Annotated in this window: 14 protein-coding genes; 6 read left to right on the plus strand and 8 right to left on the minus strand. The window is 70.0% G+C overall.

The window, feature by feature from the left end; all coding sequences use genetic code 11:
* Positions 1-74: 74 nt before the first annotated feature.
* Together ACFWV8_RS08130 and ACFWV8_RS08135 are read left to right on the plus strand one after the other, a co-directional pair.
* Positions 75-1,685 (plus strand): ABC transporter permease, encoded by a 1,611-nt coding sequence (locus tag ACFWV8_RS08130; protein WP_384198979.1) that lies wholly within the window; start codon positions 75-77, stop codon positions 1,683-1,685.
* On the plus strand, positions 1,685-2,773 hold the full coding sequence (locus ACFWV8_RS08135) for an ABC transporter ATP-binding protein (protein ID WP_384198918.1): 1,089 nt from the start codon (positions 1,685-1,687) through the stop codon (positions 2,771-2,773). Before ACFWV8_RS08130 ends, ACFWV8_RS08135 begins: the two co-directional genes overlap by 1 nt.
* A gap of 29 nt (positions 2,774-2,802) precedes the next feature.
* Here the strand turns inward: ACFWV8_RS08135 and ACFWV8_RS08140 are convergent, their stop codons facing one another.
* The 5 genes from ACFWV8_RS08140 to ACFWV8_RS08160 form a co-directional block, all read right to left on the minus strand.
* Complete coding sequence (locus tag ACFWV8_RS08140) at positions 2,803-3,852, minus strand: LOG family protein (protein ID WP_384198919.1); 1,050 nt, start codon at positions 3,850-3,852, stop codon at positions 2,803-2,805.
* Between the two features lie 188 nt (positions 3,853-4,040).
* Complete coding sequence (locus tag ACFWV8_RS08145) at positions 4,041-5,198, minus strand: hypothetical protein (RefSeq protein WP_384198920.1); 1,158 nt, start codon at positions 5,196-5,198, stop codon at positions 4,041-4,043.
* Entirely contained in the window at positions 5,180-5,908 is a 729-nt protein-coding gene (locus ACFWV8_RS08150; RefSeq protein ID WP_384198921.1) for an ABC transporter ATP-binding protein, read from the minus strand. Before ACFWV8_RS08150 ends, ACFWV8_RS08145 begins: the two co-directional genes overlap by 19 nt.
* A gap of 297 nt (positions 5,909-6,205) precedes the next feature.
* Positions 6,206-7,585: an aspartate aminotransferase family protein gene (locus ACFWV8_RS08155; RefSeq protein ID WP_384198922.1), complete on the minus strand. Its 1,380-nt coding sequence runs from the start codon at positions 7,583-7,585 to the stop codon at positions 6,206-6,208.
* Positions 7,570-8,082: an Lrp/AsnC family transcriptional regulator gene (locus tag ACFWV8_RS08160; protein ID WP_329380906.1), complete on the minus strand. Its 513-nt coding sequence runs from the start codon at positions 8,080-8,082 to the stop codon at positions 7,570-7,572. Before ACFWV8_RS08160 ends, ACFWV8_RS08155 begins: the two co-directional genes overlap by 16 nt.
* Before the next feature lie 175 nt (positions 8,083-8,257).
* Between ACFWV8_RS08160 and ACFWV8_RS08165 the strand changes: the two genes are divergently transcribed.
* Complete coding sequence (locus ACFWV8_RS08165; RefSeq protein WP_384198923.1) at positions 8,258-9,706, plus strand: gamma-aminobutyraldehyde dehydrogenase; 1,449 nt, start codon at positions 8,258-8,260, stop codon at positions 9,704-9,706.
* A 284-nt stretch (positions 9,707-9,990) separates the two neighbouring features.
* Here ACFWV8_RS08165 and ACFWV8_RS08170 read toward each other — a convergent pair whose 3' ends face one another.
* Together ACFWV8_RS08170 and ACFWV8_RS08175 are read right to left on the minus strand one after the other, a co-directional pair.
* On the minus strand, positions 9,991-10,755 hold the full coding sequence (locus ACFWV8_RS08170) for a glycerophosphodiester phosphodiesterase (RefSeq protein ID WP_384198924.1): 765 nt from the start codon (positions 10,753-10,755) through the stop codon (positions 9,991-9,993).
* Positions 10,752-11,777, minus strand: a complete 1,026-nt coding sequence (locus ACFWV8_RS08175; protein WP_384198980.1) for an adenosine deaminase — start codon at positions 11,775-11,777, stop codon at positions 10,752-10,754. The genes ACFWV8_RS08170 and ACFWV8_RS08175 overlap by 4 nt, the downstream gene beginning before the upstream one ends.
* 161 nt (positions 11,778-11,938) lie before the next feature.
* On the opposite strand from ACFWV8_RS08175, the gene ACFWV8_RS08180 reads away from it, so the two are divergent.
* Positions 11,939-12,652, plus strand: coding sequence for a DUF4190 domain-containing protein (locus ACFWV8_RS08180; RefSeq protein WP_384198925.1), 714 nt, complete (start codon positions 11,939-11,941; stop codon positions 12,650-12,652).
* A 66-nt stretch (positions 12,653-12,718) separates the two neighbouring features.
* Here ACFWV8_RS08180 and ACFWV8_RS08185 read toward each other — a convergent pair whose 3' ends face one another.
* Positions 12,719-13,279 (minus strand): NADAR family protein, encoded by a 561-nt coding sequence (locus ACFWV8_RS08185; RefSeq protein ID WP_384198981.1) that lies wholly within the window; start codon positions 13,277-13,279, stop codon positions 12,719-12,721.
* A 241-nt stretch (positions 13,280-13,520) separates the two neighbouring features.
* On the opposite strand from ACFWV8_RS08185, the gene ACFWV8_RS08190 reads away from it, so the two are divergent.
* Together ACFWV8_RS08190 and ACFWV8_RS08195 are read left to right on the plus strand one after the other, a co-directional pair.
* Positions 13,521-15,041, plus strand: coding sequence for a gamma-aminobutyraldehyde dehydrogenase (locus ACFWV8_RS08190; protein WP_384198926.1), 1,521 nt, complete (start codon positions 13,521-13,523; stop codon positions 15,039-15,041).
* A gap of 38 nt (positions 15,042-15,079) precedes the next feature.
* Positions 15,080-16,327, plus strand: a complete 1,248-nt coding sequence (locus ACFWV8_RS08195; protein ID WP_384198927.1) for a PotD/PotF family extracellular solute-binding protein — start codon at positions 15,080-15,082, stop codon at positions 16,325-16,327.
* Positions 16,328-16,426 lie beyond the last annotated feature (99 nt).

The raw sequence follows: 16,426 nt of genomic DNA on the forward strand, positions 1-16,426 counted from the left end.
GCATACGGGGCGGGGACGCCGAGGGCGCGGTGCGTGCGGCGCGGCGCCGGGGGAGTGCCGGACGGCTGTGCCTCATGGCCGTGCCCGTCGCGTTCTTCGGCGTCTTTTTCGCCTACCCCGTCGCCGCGATCGTCGGCCGCGGGCTGAAGGCCGACGGCTCCTGGCACTGGGGCAGATTCGGCGACGTACTGAGCCGGCCCGACATCGGGCAGGTGCTCTGGTTCACGACATGGCAGGCCGCCGTCTCCACCGCCCTCACCCTGCTGATCGCGCTCCCCGGTGCCTACGTCTTCGCGCGCTTCGAGTTCCCCGGCAAACAGCTCCTGCGCGCCGTCGTGACGGTGCCGTTCGTCCTGCCGACCGTCGTCGTCGGCACGGCGTTCCTCGCGCTGCTGGGGCGCGGCGGGCTGCTCGACGAACTGTGGGGCATACGGGCGGACACAACGGTGTGGGCGATCCTCGCCGCGCATGTTTTCTTCAACTACGCGGTGGTCGTCCGCACCGTGGGTGGCCTCTGGGCGCAACTGGACCCACGTCAGGAGGAGGCCGCACGGGTACTCGGTGCCGGGCGGCTCGCGGCGTGGTGGCGGGTCACGCTGCCCGCGTTGGGCCCCGCCGTGGCGGCCGCTGCGCTGATGGTCTTCCTCTTCACCTTCACCTCCTTCGGTATCGTCCAGATCCTGGGCGGTCCCGCGTACTCCACCTTGGAGGTGGAGATCTACCGGCAGACCGCGCGACTGCTCGATCTGCCCACGGCCGCCGTTCTGACGATGGTCCAGTTCGCCGCCGTCGGCGCGATCCTGGCGCTGCACGCCTGGACCGTACGGAGGCGGGAGACCGCCCTGAAACTGGTCGATCCCGCGCAGACGGTGCGCAGACCGCGCGGAGTCGGCCAGTGGGCGCTGCTCGCCGGCGTGCTCGGCACCGTCCTCCTGCTGATCCTGCTGCCTCTCGGCGTGCTGATCGAGCGGTCGCTCGACGGCCCGGCCGGGTACGGCTTCGACTACTACCGGGCGCTGCGATCGGTGGAGGCGAGCGGCGGCACGTTTCTCGTCCCGCCGCTGGAAGCGGTCTGGAACTCCCTGCGTTACGCCCTCGTCGCCACCGTCATCGCCCTGGTCGTGGGCGGGCTCGCCGCGGCAGCGCTCAGGCGGGCGGGGCGCCTCGTACGGGGCTTCGACGCGCTGCTGATGCTCCCGCTGGGCGTCTCGGCGGTCACTGTCGGCTTCGGGTTCCTGATCACGCTCGACAAGCCGCCGCTGGACCTGCGGGCGTCGTGGATCCTGGTGCCGCTGGCCCAGGCGTTGGTGGGGGTCCCCTTCGTCGTACGGACCATGCTTCCGGTCCTGCGTGCCGTGGACGGGCGGTTGCGCGAGGCCGCAGCGGTTCTTGGGGCGTCGCCGCTGCGCGTGTGGCGGGAGGTCGATCTGCCGGTGGTGCGGCGAGCGGTGCTGGTGGCCGCCGGATTCGCCTTCGCGGTCTCGCTCGGTGAGTTCGGTGCCACGGTCTTCATCGCGCGACCGGACCGGCCGACGCTGCCAGTGGCGGTCGCGCGGTTGCTGGGGCGGCCCGGTGATCTCAACTACGGGCAGGCGATGGCGCTGAGCACGGTGCTGATGGTGGTGTGCGCGGTGTCGTTGCTGGTGCTCGAACGTATCCGTACCGACCGTTCCGGAGAGTTCTGATGGCCCTGCTCACTCTTGAGGACGTGACGGTGCGATTCGGGCACCGTACGGCGCTCGACTCGGTGGATCTGGAGATCGCGGCGCACGAGATCGTCTGTGTCCTCGGGCCGAGTGGCAGCGGCAAGTCCACCTTGTTGCGCGTCGTCGCCGGCCTTCAACCGCCGGACACGGGGCGGGTGTTGCTGGAGGGCGCAGATCAGGCGGGGGTGCCGGTGCACCGGCGGGGTGTCGGGCTGATGTTCCAGGACCACCAGCTCTTCCCGCAGCGTGACGTCGGCGGCAACGTCGCCTTCGGGCTGCGCATGCGTGGCGAGCCACGCGGTCAACAGCAGCGACATGTCGCCGAGTTGCTCGACCTCGTCGGCCTGCCTGGCGCCCAGCGGCGCGCCGTAGCAGCGCTGTCCGGTGGCGAGCAGCAGCGTGTGGCGCTGGCGCGGGCGCTCGCCCCGCGCCCCCGGCTGCTCATGCTTGACGAACCGCTCGGCCAGCTCGACCGGAGTCTGCGCGAACGCCTGGTCGTGGAACTGCGCGGCGTGTTCGCCCAGTTGGGTACGACGGTGCTCGCCGTCACACACGACCAGGGCGAGGCATTCGCGCTCGCCGACCGGGTCGTGGTGATGCGCGACGGACGCGTCGCCCAGAGCGGCACACCCGTCGAGGTCTGGCAGCGTCCGGCCTCCGCGTTCGTCGCGCGCTTCCTGGGGTTCGACAACGTCGTGGCCGCCACGGTGCACGGCGATGTCGCCGACACACCCTGGGGCAAGATCCCCGTGCCCGTCGGCTCACCCCAGGGGCCCCGTGCGCTCCTGGTACGACCCGCCGGGGTACGGATCGGCCTTCCCGAGGACGGACTGCGCTGCACGGTCGGGGCGCGCACCTTCCGCGGCAGCCACGTCGCCGTCCTGCTCCGCCCCACCGACGGGCCGGAGATGGAGGCGGAGTGCACCCTTCGAGATGTGCCCGACGAGGGGGCTACGGTCGGGGTCTCCTTCGCGGCTGAGGACGTGGTGGTCCTGGACGACGCCGAACCGGACCCGGCAGACGCCGAAGAGGGCGCGGCTCCAACAGGCGGCAACGGGGCGGACTGACGAACGTCGTCCGCCCCGAGCTCCGCGGGTCAAGCCAAGAGTCGGGCCAGGGCGTCGGGCACCTCGGCCACCGAGTCGACGAGCGCGATGCGGGATTCCATCGAGCGCTCCCGCGCCAGCGACGTGAGCAGCGGCCAGGCGGGCAGCTTCTCCGTCCAGTGCCTGCGGTCCACCAGGACCATGGGCGTCGGTTCGCCGCGTGACTCGTAGTAGTTCGGCGTCGCGTTGTCGAAGACTTCCTGGACGGTGCCTGCGGCGCCGGGCAGGAAGACGACGCCGGCGTTGCAACGGGCGAGCAGACCGTCCTCACGGGTCGCGTTGGCGAAGTACTTCGCGATGTGGCCGGCGAAGGCGTTCGGCGGCTCGTGGCCGTAGAACCAGGTGGGGATTCCCACCGACCCGGCGCCCCCGGGCCAGCGGCCCCGTACCTCGAAGGCGGCTCGCGCCCAGTCGGAGATCGACGGGCTGAACGAAGGTGTCTTGGCGAGGATTTCGAGGGCCTCGTCCAGCATCTCGTCGGGATGCGGGGCGGCGTACGCCCCGAGGTTGGCGGCCTCCATGGCGCCGGGGCCGCCGCCGGTCGCGACAGTCAGCCCCGTACGGGCGAGGTCGCGGCCGAGGCGCGCAGCCCCCGTGTAAGCGTCGGTGCCCCGTGCCATGGCGTGGCCGCCCATCACGCCGACGACCCGCGCGCCGACCAGGAGTTCGTCCAGCGCGTCCGAGATCGCGTCGTCGTGGACCGACCTCAGCATCGAGCTGAGTATGTCGCCGTCGGCCTTGGTCCGCTGGAACCAGTCGTAGGCGAGCGCGTCCGGCGTGACCTCGTACCCGCCGTCGTCCAGCCCTTCGAAGAGATGCTCGGGCGTGTAGAGCAGGCCCCGGTACGGGTCGAAGGGGAGGTGCGGGACGGGTGGGAAGACCAGCGCCCCGTCAGCCCGTATCTTCGCCGCGGCGTCCGGTGCCATTGGGCAGCCCAGGAAGACGGTTTGGGAGGTGTCGGTGGACAGCAGGGCGAGCGTACGGCCTGTCAGGTCGACCGACTGGATCCGGTAGCCGCTGAGGGTCCCGCCCAGGACCACGCGGTCGAACTCGTCGAGGGTCTCGATCTCGCGGTCCAGGCCGTCGGCCCGGTGCTCCCAGAGCCCCTGCGGCCCCGCGCCGCCGCCTGTTGTGCGTCATGTCCGTCGTGTCCCTCGCCGTAAGCCATGCGGGACACGATAGGGCGCCCCTCGCAAGGGCGGGGGCGCAGTAGGGGAAGGCAGCCGGTTCAGCCGGTGAGTGGTACGGCGGCGAGCGCGGCGATCAACCACGTCAGCGGGCCGAAAACGGCGAGCAGCGCGCCCGCCCGCAGCGCGGCGGCGGCACGCAGCAGCACCGTGGGGGCGCCCACCCGTACCAACGCCGCCGTCGTCTCCGTACGGGCGTTCCTGGCCTCCAGGACCGCCGTCAGCAGCGTCGCGACGGTGCAGCCCACGATGAGCGTGGCGCCGAGGCCGGTGAGCGGTCCGAACGGACGTGGGTCGCCGGGGCCGTACAGGGCCGCGGCGGCGAATCCCCCGGAGACCACGGCGCAGACAACGCCCAGCGGGCGGCCGATCCGCACCGCCTCGTCCATCAGCACACGCCCCGCGAGCAGCCGGGTCGCGCCGGGGCGCAGCATCTGCAGGAGGCGGCCGCAGAGGTAGGCGATACCGGGGCCCGCCAGAGCCAGGCCCAGCGCAGTCAGGGACCAGCCGGCCAGGACGCCGGCGGGGCTGCCCTCGAAACGTCCCGGCAGCGGCAGCGGCGCCCCCGAGCCGCCCCGGCTCGCGTAGGTCTCGACGGCGAGCCCGGCAGCGGTGAGCGCCACGCCCCAAGGGAGCCCCGACGGGGCGGGTTTGGGCTTCGCCGGCCGCTCGGGCTCGGCGCCGTCGACCGGCCGCGACCTGCGTGGGCGCAGGGCGAATCCGGTCGCCAGGGAAGCGAGGACGGGCACGACGGCGAGCAGCGTGAGGGCGGCGGCGAGCGGCAACGGCTGCCCCGCGCCGAGCAGATCGGATGCCGCGCCGTCGAAGGGAAGCCCCGTGAGGTCACCGCGCAGGTGGAGGAAGAACAACAGCGCCACCACGCTGCCGAGCGTGCAGGACAGGGTCGTCGACGCGGCGGCCAGGGCGGCGAAGTGCGCCGGGCCGAGGCCCACGGCCGAAAGCCCCGGACGCGGCCGGGTGCTCGGGTCCGTACGGGCGACGGCGACGGCGAACTGAACCGTGGCGGCGAGCGGGAGCACGCACCACAGCAGGCGCAGCATCGATCCGGCAGGGTGGTTCATGGCCCAGCCCAGCGTGCACAGCAGAAGGAAGCCGACCCCCGCCGACGCCGCGGCGACGAGCAGACGGCGCAACAGGACGAGGGGGTGGCTGCCGCGGGCTAGACGGAGAGCGAGCACGCTGCCTGGCCTTCCGCCTCGGCCGGTCGCAGCGCGTCCACGCGGCGGCCGTCGACCAGGACGACGGTGCGGTCGGCGAGCGTCGCGACCTCCTCGTCAAGGGTGGCGAGCACGACGGTGATGCGGTGGGAGCGCGCCGCGGTCGTCAGCGTGCGCAGGACATGGGCGCGGTCGGCGGCGTGCAGCGGCGCCGTCGGTTCGTCGGCGAAGAGTACGGAGGGCGTGCTCACCAGGGCGCGGGCGATGGCCACGCGCTGGCGCTGCGACTGGAGCAGGGCGTGCGGGCGCTTGCGGGCGCACATACCGATGTCGACCCGCTCCAGCCACTCCATGGCCGCTGCCTTCGCGGCACGGCGGGAGGATCCGCGCAGCAGCATCGGGAGCGCGGCGTTCTCCCACGCGGTGAGTTCCGGGACCAGGACGGGATCGGAGTCGATCCAGCCGAAACGGTCGCGCCGGAGCCGTTCCCGCAGCACCGGAGGCATCGTGTGGACGGCGGTGCTGTTGAAATAGACCTCGCCCTCCCTGGGAACGAGCTGGCCCGAGAGGCACCGCAGCAGGGTCGTCTTGCCGCTGCCGCGCGCGCCGCCGACGGCGAGGATCTCGCCCTCGCGCACACCGAGCGAGACGCCGCTGAGCGCGGGCGAGCCGTTGTGCGAATGGTGCAGGGAACGCGCCCAGAGCACGTCGTTGTCCGGCGGGGCAACCATGGCGTACACCTCGGTTCGGATCAGGCTCGGATCAGAGCTGACGTACCGCGCCCCGTCCGGGGGGAACGAAGGCGAAGCCGATCGGTCACTGCACCGTAAAGATCCATAACGAGATGGGCGGACAGCACACGGCCCAGGTGGCCCCCATTGCACTCGAACGGGGGCACCTGGGCCGTCGTGCGGCTGAAGCGCGGCGCGGGGCAACACGGCGGAGCTACGGGGCTGGTACGGGGCGGGGTCACGGGGCGATAAAAACCGCCCCGTACCCGCCCTTCGCCGCCCCGTACGTCGCGGTGATCAGAGCTTCGTCCAGGCTTCCGTCAGGACGGTGCGCAGGATCTGCTCGATCTCGTCGAACGTCGACTGGTCGGAGATCAGCGGCGGCGCCAGCTGTACAACCGGGTCACCGCGGTCGTCGGCGCGGCAGTACAGCCCGTTGTCGTACAGAGCCTTGGAGAGGAAGCCGTACAGGACGCGCTCCGTCTCCTCGTCCGTGAACGACTCCTTGGTGACTTTGTCCTTGACCAGTTCGATGCCGTAGAAGAAGCCGTCGCCCCGTACGTCGCCGACTATCGGCAGGTCGTGGAGCTTGCGCAGCGTCGAGAAGAACGCCTCCTCGTTGTCCAGCACGTGCTGGTTGAGGCCCTCGCGCTCGAAGATGTCGAGGTTGGCGAGACCGACGGCCGCGGAGACCGGGTGGCCGCCGAAGGTGTAGCCGTGCAGGAAGGTGTTGTCACCTTCGTAGAAGGGCGCGGCGAGACGGTCGGAGATGATGCAGGCACCGATCGGCGAATAGCCCGACGTCATGCCCTTGGCGCAGGTGATCATGTCCGGCACGTAGCCGAACTTGTCGCAGCCGAACATCGTCCCCAGCCGGCCGAAGGCGCAGATGACCTCGTCTGAGACGAGCAGTACGTCGTACTGGTCGCAGATCTCGCGAACCCGCTGGAAGTAGCCCGGCGGGGGCGGGAAACAACCGCCCGCGTTCTGCACCGGCTCCAGGAAGACGGCGGCGACCGTGTCCGCGCCTTCGAAGAGGATCTGCTGCTCGATCTGGTCGGCGGCCCAGCGGCCGAAGGCCTCCGGGGCGTCGCCGTGGATCGGCGCGCGGTAGATGTTGGTGTTCGGCACCTTGTGGGCGCCCGGCACCAGCGGTTCGAACGGGGCCTTGAGGGCGGGCAGTCCGGTGATGGACAGCGCTCCCTGCGGCGTGCCGTGGTAGGCCACGGCGCGCGAGATGACTTTGTGCTTGGTGGGCTTGCCCGTCAGCTTGAAGTACTGCTTGGCGAGCTTCCAGGCGGTCTCGACGGCCTCGCCGCCACCGGTGGTGAAGAAGACCTTGTTGAGGTCCCCGGGCGCGTAGTGGGCCAGCCGCTCGGCCAGCTCGACCGCCTTCGGGTGGGCGTAGGACCACACGGGGAAGAAGGCGAGTTCCTGGGCCTGCTTGTAGGCGGTCTCCGCCAACTCGTGGCGCCCGTGGCCCGCGTTGACCACGAACAGGCCGGAGAGACCGTCCAGGTAGCGCTTGCCGTCGACGTCGTAGATGTAGGTGCCCTCACCACGCACGATGGTGGGCACGGGTGCGTTCTCGTACGACGACATGCGGGTGAAATGCATCCACAGGTGGTCGTAAGCGGTTTTGGAGAGGTCCTTGCTCACGGCTATCGGGTTCCCCACATGTAGGTCTGCTTCTTCAACTTGAGGTAGACGAAGCTCTCGGTGGAACGCACGCCGGGGAGCGCGCGGATCCGTTTGTTGATGACGTCGAGCAGGTGGTCGTCGTCCTCGCAGACGATCTCCACCATCAGGTCGAAGGAGCCCGCGGTCATCACCACGTACTCGCACTCGTCCATGTCTGTCAGCGCGTCGGCCACCGGGTCGAGGTCGCCCTCGACGTTGATGCCGACCATCGCCTGGCGCCGGAAGCCGACGGTCAGCGGGTCGGTCACCGCCACGATCTGCATGACCCCCTGGTCGAGCAGCTTCTGGACGCGCTGCCGTACGGCTGCCTCGGAGAGGCCGACCGCCTTGCCGATCGCGGCGTAGGGGCGCCGTCCGTCCTCCTGAAGCTGTTCGATGATCGCGAGGGACACGGCGTCGATCGCCGGCGGCGATCCGTTTCCGTGCCCGTTCCTGGGGTCTGCGCTGCGACTGGCCACCGGCTCACTGTGCACCGCGACTCGCCCGTCTCGCAACCCCGAAGCGATGAAATTCGTTGTGTGAGGGTTCGAATAAGACTGAATCCGAAGCCGGGAGGGATCGGGCCTGTCGAAAGCGTCGGCAGAACGCTTAGGGTGGGTATCTCACCCATCGGACATCCGGGCATGACATCTGTAAGGAGGGGTGGCAGTGACCACCGAGCTGCGCCGTCTGCGTAACTACATCAACGGGGAGTTCCGGGACGCCGCCGACGGGCGGACCATCGAGGTGGTCAACCCGGTCACGGGCGAGGCCTACGCGACGTCCCCGCTTTCCGGCCAGGCCGACGTCGACGCCGCCATGGCGGCCGCCGCCGCGGCGTTCCCCGCCTGGCGCGACACCACCCCGGCCGAGCGCCAGAAGGTGATGCTCAAGATCGCGGACGCGTTCGAGGAGCGCGCCGAGGACCTGATCGCCGCGGAGTCGGAGAACACCGGCAAGCCCCTCGAACTGACCCGCACCGAAGAGATCCCGCCGATGGTGGACCAGATCCGCTTCTTCGCGGGGGCGGCGCGGATGCTCGAAGGACGGTCGGCCGGCGAGTACATGGACGGTTTCACCTCCATCGTGCGCCGTGAGCCGGTGGGCGTCTGCGCACAGGTCGCGCCGTGGAACTACCCGATGATGATGGCCGTGTGGAAGTTCGCCCCGGCGCTCGCGGCGGGCAACACCGTCGTACTGAAGCCGTCGGACACCACCCCCGCCTCCACGCTTCTGATCGCGGAGATCATCGGCGCGATCGCGCCCAAGGGCGTCTTCAACGTCATCTGCGGCGACCGCGACAGCGGGCGCGCCATGGTCGAGCACACGACTCCGGCGATGGTCTCGATCACCGGCTCCGTACGGGCCGGGATGCAGGTCGCCGAGTCGGCCTCCAGGGACGTCAAGCGGGTCCATCTGGAGCTGGGCGGCAAGGCGCCCGTCGTGGTCTTCGAGGACCTCGACAGCGAGGCGATCGCCAAGGCCGTCGAGGACATCTCCGTGGCCGGCTTCTTCAACGCCGGGCAGGACTGTACGGCGGCGTGCCGTGTCCTCGTGCACGAGGCGATCCACGACGAGTTCGTGGCCGCGCTGGCGAAGGCAGCCGCGGAGACGAAGACCGGGGCGCCGGACGACGAGGACGTGCTGTACGGGCCGCTGAACAACGCGAACCAGCTGAAGCACGTCTCGGGCTTCATCGAGCGCCTGCCGGCCCACGCCAAGGTCGAGGCGGGCGGGCACCGGGTCGGCGACAAGGGGTACTTCTACGCGCCGACGGTCGTCTCGGGTCTCAAGCAGGACGACGAGATCATCCAGAACGAGGTGTTCGGGCCGGTCATCACGGTCCAGTCGTTCAGGGACGAGGCGCAGGCGCTGGAGTACGCGAACGGGGTGGAGTTCGCCCTCGCCTCCTCGGTGTGGACGAAGGACCACGGGCGCGCGATGCGGATGTCCAGGAGCCTGGACTTCGGGTGCGTGTGGATCAACACGCACATCCCGCTGGTCGCGGAGATGCCGCACGGTGGCTTCAAGAGGTCGGGCTACGGCAAGGACCTGTCGGCGTACGGCTTCGACGACTACACCCGTATCAAGCACGTGATGACGTCGCTCGACGCGTGAGGGGCGCGTGAGTCGCCGAACTGGCCGGGGTGCCGTCGTCGGCGTGCGACTCCGCGGGGCAACTCGCGGGGACGTCGCCTGAGTTGAAGTCGCCTCGGGGCGGGGTACCGACACGCTCGTCGTCCGTACCCCGCGCCGGCTGTACGAGGGCCGGCTCTGCGGCTACGGGCGGGCGCCACGGCCACCGCTGTCGGGCGCCGGGCGTCCGAAACCGCTCAACTCGGGCCCCGTTCTCGGTGGTTGGGCGGGTCGGGGCCGGCCCGGCCCGCCCGGCCCCGCGTTCCTTACGCCTTCGGCCTGCTCAGCCGGTCGCTACGGAGCAGGTTCGCCAGCGTGTCGATGCGATTCGTGGTGATGGAGTCGACTCCCGCCCCGACCAGGCGTCGCATGCTCCGCCCCGTGTCTGCTGTCCAGGCCGAGACCAGAAACCCGTCGCGGTGGACCCGCTCCGTCAGCTCCCGGCTCACCAGACCGAAGCGGTAGTTGAGCCAGCGGGGCCGCACCGCTTCCAGCAGTGCGGGGCGCGGCGGTGCCAACGACTGCCACGTCATCGCGATTTCGGCTCCCGGGTCCGCGGCCCGTACGGCGAGCATCGCCTCGGCGCCCGCGCAGTAGTACGCCCGATCTCCGGCACCGCATTCGCGCACCGTCTCGACCACCGCGTCCACCGTCTCCTTCCTGGAGTCCGGCAGATCCACCATCAGGCGCGCCTCCGACACCGGCCCCGGCGCTCGCAGCACCTCCTGGAGCGTCGGCACGCCGCCCCGTGTCAGGTCGTTCAGATCGGTGTGAGTGATGTCGGCGACCGCCCGGTCATGTCCCCAGAGCCGTTTCAACGAGGAGTCGTGCAGCAGCACGGGCACCCCGTCGCGCGTGACACGTACGTCGATCTCCACGGCGTCCGCGCCCCGTTCCAGGGCGGAGCGGACCGACGGCAGGGTGTTCTCACGAACGCGGTACGGGTCGCCCCGGTGCCCCACGGCCACGACGGGGCGCGACCGCACCGCACCGCCGTCCCCGCCCCGTACGGCGCCCCGTGCGGCCGTCACTTGGCGAGCCACTGCGCGGTGTACGTGTCGATCTCGGCGTTCAGCCGGTCCTTGCCCGCCCGGTCGAGGAACGACGCCTCGACGGCGTTCCTCGCGAGCACCGCCACCCCCCGCTCGTCCAGCTCAAGCAGCCGCGCCGCGACCGCGTACTCGTTGTTGAGGTCAGTGCCGAACATGGGCGGGTCGTCGCTGTTGACCGTCACCGGAACGCCCGCGGACACCAGTGTTCTGATCGGGTGCAGTTCGATGTCGGTTACCGCCCGCGTCGCGATGTTGGAGGTGGGGCAGACCTCCAGAGGGATGTGGTTCTCGGCGAGGTACGCCATCAACTGCACGTCCTGGGCGGAGCTGATGCCGTGACCGATCCGTTCGGCGCTCAGTTCCTTGATGGCGTCCCACACGGTGCCAGGCCCCGTCGTCTCTCCGGCGTGCGGCACGGAGTGCAGCCCTTCGGCGATCGCCCGGTCGAAGTGGGGCTTGAACTGAGGCCGCGGTACGCCGATCTCCGGACCGCCGAGACCGAAGGACACCAGCCCCTCGGGGCGGAGGTCGACGGCGAGCCGCAAGGTCTCGTCCGCGGCCTCCATGCCGGCCTCGCCCGGAATGTCGAAGCACCACCGCAGTACGACTCCGAACTCGGCCTCGGCCGACTTGCGCGCGTCCTCGATCGCCTCCATGAAGGCTTTCTCGGGGATGCCACGCCGGGTCGAGCTGAACGGGGTGATCGTCAGCTCGGCGTAGCGGATGTTCTGCCGGGCCATGTCACGGGCGATCTCGAACGTCAGCAGCCGGACGTCCTCCGGCGTGCGCAGCAGGTCGACGACCGAGAGGTAGACGTCGATGAAGTGCGCGAAGTCGGTGAAGACGAAGTAGTCGGCCAGCGCCTCCGGGCTGGTCGGCACCTTGGAATTCGGGTGCCTGGCGGCCAGTTCCGAGACGATACGGGGCGAGGCCGAGCCGACGTGATGGACATGCAGCTCGGCCTTGGGCAGCCCTGCGATGAAGGGAAGAAGGTCGGTCATCGGGTCCTCCGCGTGCTGAGCGGCGGCGGAAAGGGTGTCGCCGTCCGCCGGGCAGGACGTCCCCCTGCCCAGGGCTGTACTGGACACGGATCATCGTAGGCGGGGCGGGTGGCGCGCCCGGCAGAGGCCTTAGCATGACGGAATCACGATGGGGGAGGACCATGTCAGACAGCAGCGGGCAGCCGCCGGGGGGCAACGCGCCGAGCGACCCCTGGGCGCCGCCGGAGCACAACGTGCCGTTGGGCAAGCCGGAACAGGTGCCCGGCCACCTTCAGGACGAACCTCCGGTGCGGCCTGTCTACGACCAGCCGACTGTCACCGCGATGCCCGGCGCGGGGGCCGAGCCCGGCGCTCCCGCCGCTCCCGTCGGGGCGGCCTTCGGAGCCGTACCGCCGCCGCCGATAGCACCCGGGGGGCCGGCGCCGACCGCTTCCGGTCCGTACGGCTACCCGAGCACGCCCAGCGGCCCTCCGTACCCCGGCTACCAGGCGTACCCCGGCTATCCGGGATACGGCCAGGGCTCCTGGTCCGCGCCCGCGAACGGCATGGGCATCGCCGCGATGACGCTGGGCATTCTGTCGATCTGTCTCTTCTGCCTCTACGGCGTCGTCGGGATCATCCTGGGCATCCTCGCTGTGATCTTCGGGGTCGTCGGCAAGAAGCGCGCCGAGCGGGGTGAGGCCACCAACAGGGGGCAGGCGCTCTCCGGGATCATCATGGGCACCATCGGGATCGTCATCGGCGTGGTCGTCATCGGTCTCATCATCTGGGGCATCACCGACGCGATCAACGAAGACAACAACGACAACAACGACGACTTCGACAGCGGCACCGGCGGTTACTCCGCGATGCTTCTCGTAGACGCCGGCCGCTGATCCGACCGCGCCGGGCCCGCCGGGAAGCTCTCCGCCCGCACGTCCCTCCGGCGGTCTTCGCGACGGTCAGACCCCAGCCGCCTCCCCCCGGAGCCGTTCGCGCGCCTCCATCAGAGCGAAGCCCAGCAGATTGAGCCCGCGCCAGCGAGCCGGATCCTGCGCGCGCTCGTCGTCGGCGGCCAGTCCGATGCCCCAGATCCGGTCCATCGGACTGGCCTCGACGAGCACCCGGTCACCGGTGGCCAGCAGGAAGCCGCGCAGCCGGTCGTCCTGCCGGAACTTGTGCACGTTCCCCTCCACGACGATGCCGGACCGCTCGCGCTCCCACACGGCCTCGTCGAACCCGCGCACCAGCCGCCCCGCCTTCTTCGCCACCGCCGGACCGGACGCGGCCAGTGCGGCCCGCTCCGCCTCCGCGTCGTCGAAGAGCCGGGCCTTGGCGGCCATCATCCAGTGCTCCGCCGTCGCGTACTCGACCCCGTCGACCGTGAACGGCGACCGCCACCACTGGCTCAGGCAGCTCGCTCCGATCACGCCGTCCGGCCGCGGGGCGTGCCCCCAGAAGTGCAGATACTTCACCTTCACGCCGCGACCGGAACGGTCGATCAGCTCTGTAACCGTGATCATCCCCATGCACGTGAGTGTGGCAGCCACCACTGACAGTCCGTCTGCCGATCAAGGCGGTGGAGCGACACATGGTCAACCGATTCCGTCGCGTAACCAAAAGGCAACAACGGAATCACTTGTTGGTCGCCTCATGCTCTGTCAGTATCGGCACTCAATTCAAGCCAGAACAACACTCGCGGCTTCGGATCAACTGAGGCGACAGCGGCGACGGCCGGAAGACAGCCTCAATACGGAGGGCGCCATGGGCAACCGCTTCCCCGCGCGGGACCGCTTCGCGGACGGTGCGCAGTTCATCGACGGCCGGCTGCGGCCCGGCACTTCGGGCCGTACGCACGCCGTGGTCGACCCCGCGACGGGCCGAGAACTGTTCACGTACGAACTGGCGGGGCCCGCCGACGTCGACGCGGCGGTCGCCGCCGCGCTCGCCGCGTACCCGGGCTGGGCCGACGCGACCCCGGGGGAGCGCTCCGACGCACTCCACCGTTTCGCCGCCGTACTCGCCGAACGGGCCACGGAATTCGCGGAGGCCGAGTCGCTCCAGTGCGGAAAGCCGATCAAGCTGTCTGCGGAATTCGACGTACCGGGGACCGTGGACAACGCAGCCTTCTTCGCGGGCGCCGCTCGTCATCTGGAGGGCGCGTCCGCGGGTGAGTACAGCGGCGACCACACCTCCTACGTACGCCGCGAACCGATCGGCGTTGTCGGCTCCATCGCCCCCTGGAACTACCCGCTCCAGATGGCCGCCTGGAAGATCCTCCCGGCTGTCGCGGCGGGCAACACGATCGTGCTGAAGCCGTCCGAACTGACGCCGTTCACCTCGCTGATGTTCGCCCAGGCGGCGCAGGAGGCCGGCATCCCCGACGGTGTGATCAACATCGTCAACGGGGCGGGCCCCGACGCGGGCGAGCGCCTCGTGGGCCACCCCGATGTCGTCATGACGTCCTTCACCGGATCCACCGCCGTCGGCAAGCGCGTCGCCGAGATCGCCACGGCCACCGTCAAACGCCTGCATCTGGAACTCGGCGGCAAGGCCCCGTTCCTGGTCTTCGACGACGCCGACCTGGAGGCCGCCGTACACGGCGCCGTCGCAGGCGCGCTCATCAACACGGGGCAGGACTGCACGGCCGCCACTCGCGCCTACGTCCAGCGTCCGCTCTACGACACGTTCGTGAGCGCCGTCGCGGCGCTGATGGAGACGGTGCGCCTCGGCGACCCGTTCGCCCCGTCGACCGACATGGGGCCGCTGATCTCGCACGCGCACCGCGACCGCGTCGCCGGCATCGTCGACCGCGCCCGCGGCTACGCCCGCGTCGTCACCGGCGGCTCCGCCCCGGACGGTGCCGATCTCGCCGACGGCGCGTACTACCGTCCCACTCTCGTCGTGGGCGCCGCCCAGGACAGCGAGATCGTCCAGTCGGAGATCTTCGGCCCCGTCCTGGTCGTTCTGCCCTTCGACTCAGACGACGAGGGCATCCGGCTCGCCAACGACACCCCGTACGGCCTCGCCGCATCCGTCTGGAGCCGCGACGTATACCGCACGGGGCGCGCCACCCGCGAGATCAAGGCCGGCTGTGTCTGGGTGAACGACCACATCCCGATCATCAGTGAGATGCCCCACGGCGGCTACAAGGCCAGTGGTTACGGAAAAGATATGTCGGCGTACTCGTTCGATGAGTACACGCAGGTCAAACATGTGATGTACGACAACACCGCGGTCGCCAGGAAGGATTGGCACCGCACAATCTTCGGGGACCGTCTCTAACTCTTCGCACCCTCTCCTCATCCGAAAGGGCACCGCCCATGGAGCAGTACGAGCCCGGCCGTCTCTCCGCGGCACAGATAGCCGCGACGCGTCGCAGCCTGAGCAACGGACGGGGCGCGCTCAGCCGTCGTTCGCTGCTGCGTGCCACCGGCGCCGGGGCGCTCACGATCGGCGGCGTGGCAGGCCTCGGCGCCTGCGGGATTCCGCCCGCGAAGAGCGAGGGCGGCGGCCCCGCCTCCACCGACCACTCGGCGAAGGAGAAGCGCGTCGTCTTCTCCAACTGGACCGAATACATGGATGTCGGCGAGGACGAGAAGAGCTTCCCCACCCTGGAGGCGTTCACGAAACGCACCGGGATCCAGGTGAAGTACACGGCGGACATCAACGACAACGTCGAGTTCTTCGGCAAGATACAGCCGCAGCTCGCGGCCGGCCAGGACACGGGGCGCGATCTCATCTGCGTCACCGACTGGCTCGCCGCCCGCATCATCCGGCTCGGCTGGGCGCAGAAGCTCGATCCCGCCAACTTGCCCCACGCGTTCGCGAATCTGTCCCCGCAGTTCCGCTCGCCCGACTGGGATCCGGGGCGTGCCTACACCTATCCGTGGACCGGTATCCCCTCCGTCATCGCCTACAACAAGAAGGCGACGGGGGGCCGCAAGATCGAGTCCATCTCGCAGTTGCTCGACGATCCGGACCTGAAGGGGCGGGTGTCCTTCCTCTCCGAGATGCGCGACTCCATCGGGCTGACGCTGCTCGACATGGGCAAGGACCCGGCGTCGTTCTCCGACGACGACTTCGACGGCGCCGTCGCCCGTATACAGAAGGCCGTCGACAAGAAGCAGATCCGGCGCTTCACCGGCAACGACTACACGGCGGACCTCAGCAAGGGCGACATCGCGGCGTGCGTCGCCTGGGCCGGCGACATCGTGCAGCTCCAGGCGGACAACCCGGACATCCAGTTCGCCATCCCCGAGTCCGGCTACATGATCTCCAGCGACAACCTGCTGGTCCCGGCGAAGGCCCGGCACAAGACCAACGCCGAGAAGCTCATCGACCACTACTACGAGCTTCCGATCGCCGCGCAGCTCGCGGCGTACATCAACTACGTCTGCCCCGTCGAAGGCGTCCGTACGGAGCTCGCGAAGATCGACGAGTCGATGGCGTCCAACCCGCTGATCCTCCCCGACGCGGCGATGGCCTCGCAGTCCCACGCCTTCCGCTCGCTGAGCGGTGAGGAAGAGACGGCGTACGAGGAGAAGTTCGCCAAGCTCATCGGCGCCTAGGCCGTTCGCCGCCGGGCTACGGGGCCCCACGAGGCCCCTCAGGCCGCCGGCTCGCACCGCAAGGCCGCGGGGGTCCCCAGAGGCCCTCTCCGCTCCGTT

Origin of the sequence: Streptomyces sp. NPDC058665 (assembly GCF_042714995.1) — a bacterium.
Taxonomy (GTDB): domain Bacteria; phylum Actinomycetota; class Actinomycetes; order Streptomycetales; family Streptomycetaceae; genus Streptomyces.

What these genes read in the sequence shown, in the direction of transcription:
- ACFWV8_RS08130 (WP_384198979.1), top strand. Translation starts at nt 75, where the DNA reads ATGGCCGTGCCCGTCGCGTTCTTCGGCGTCTTTTTCGCCTACCCCGTC.
- ACFWV8_RS08135 (WP_384198918.1), top strand. Translation starts at nt 1,685, where the DNA reads ATGGCCCTGCTCACTCTTGAGGACGTGACGGTGCGATTCGGGCACCGT.
- ACFWV8_RS08150 (WP_384198921.1), bottom strand. Translation starts at nt 5,908, where the DNA reads ATGGTTGCCCCGCCGGACAACGACGTGCTCTGGGCGCGTTCCCTGCAC.
- ACFWV8_RS08175 (WP_384198980.1), bottom strand. Translation starts at nt 11,777, where the DNA reads ATGACCGACCTTCTTCCCTTCATCGCAGGGCTGCCCAAGGCCGAGCTG.
- ACFWV8_RS08180 (WP_384198925.1), top strand. Translation starts at nt 11,939, where the DNA reads ATGTCAGACAGCAGCGGGCAGCCGCCGGGGGGCAACGCGCCGAGCGAC.
- ACFWV8_RS08185 (WP_384198981.1), bottom strand. Translation starts at nt 13,279, where the DNA reads ATGATCACGGTTACAGAGCTGATCGACCGTTCCGGTCGCGGCGTGAAG.
- ACFWV8_RS08190 (WP_384198926.1), top strand. Translation starts at nt 13,521, where the DNA reads ATGGGCAACCGCTTCCCCGCGCGGGACCGCTTCGCGGACGGTGCGCAG.
- ACFWV8_RS08195 (WP_384198927.1), top strand. Translation starts at nt 15,080, where the DNA reads ATGGAGCAGTACGAGCCCGGCCGTCTCTCCGCGGCACAGATAGCCGCG.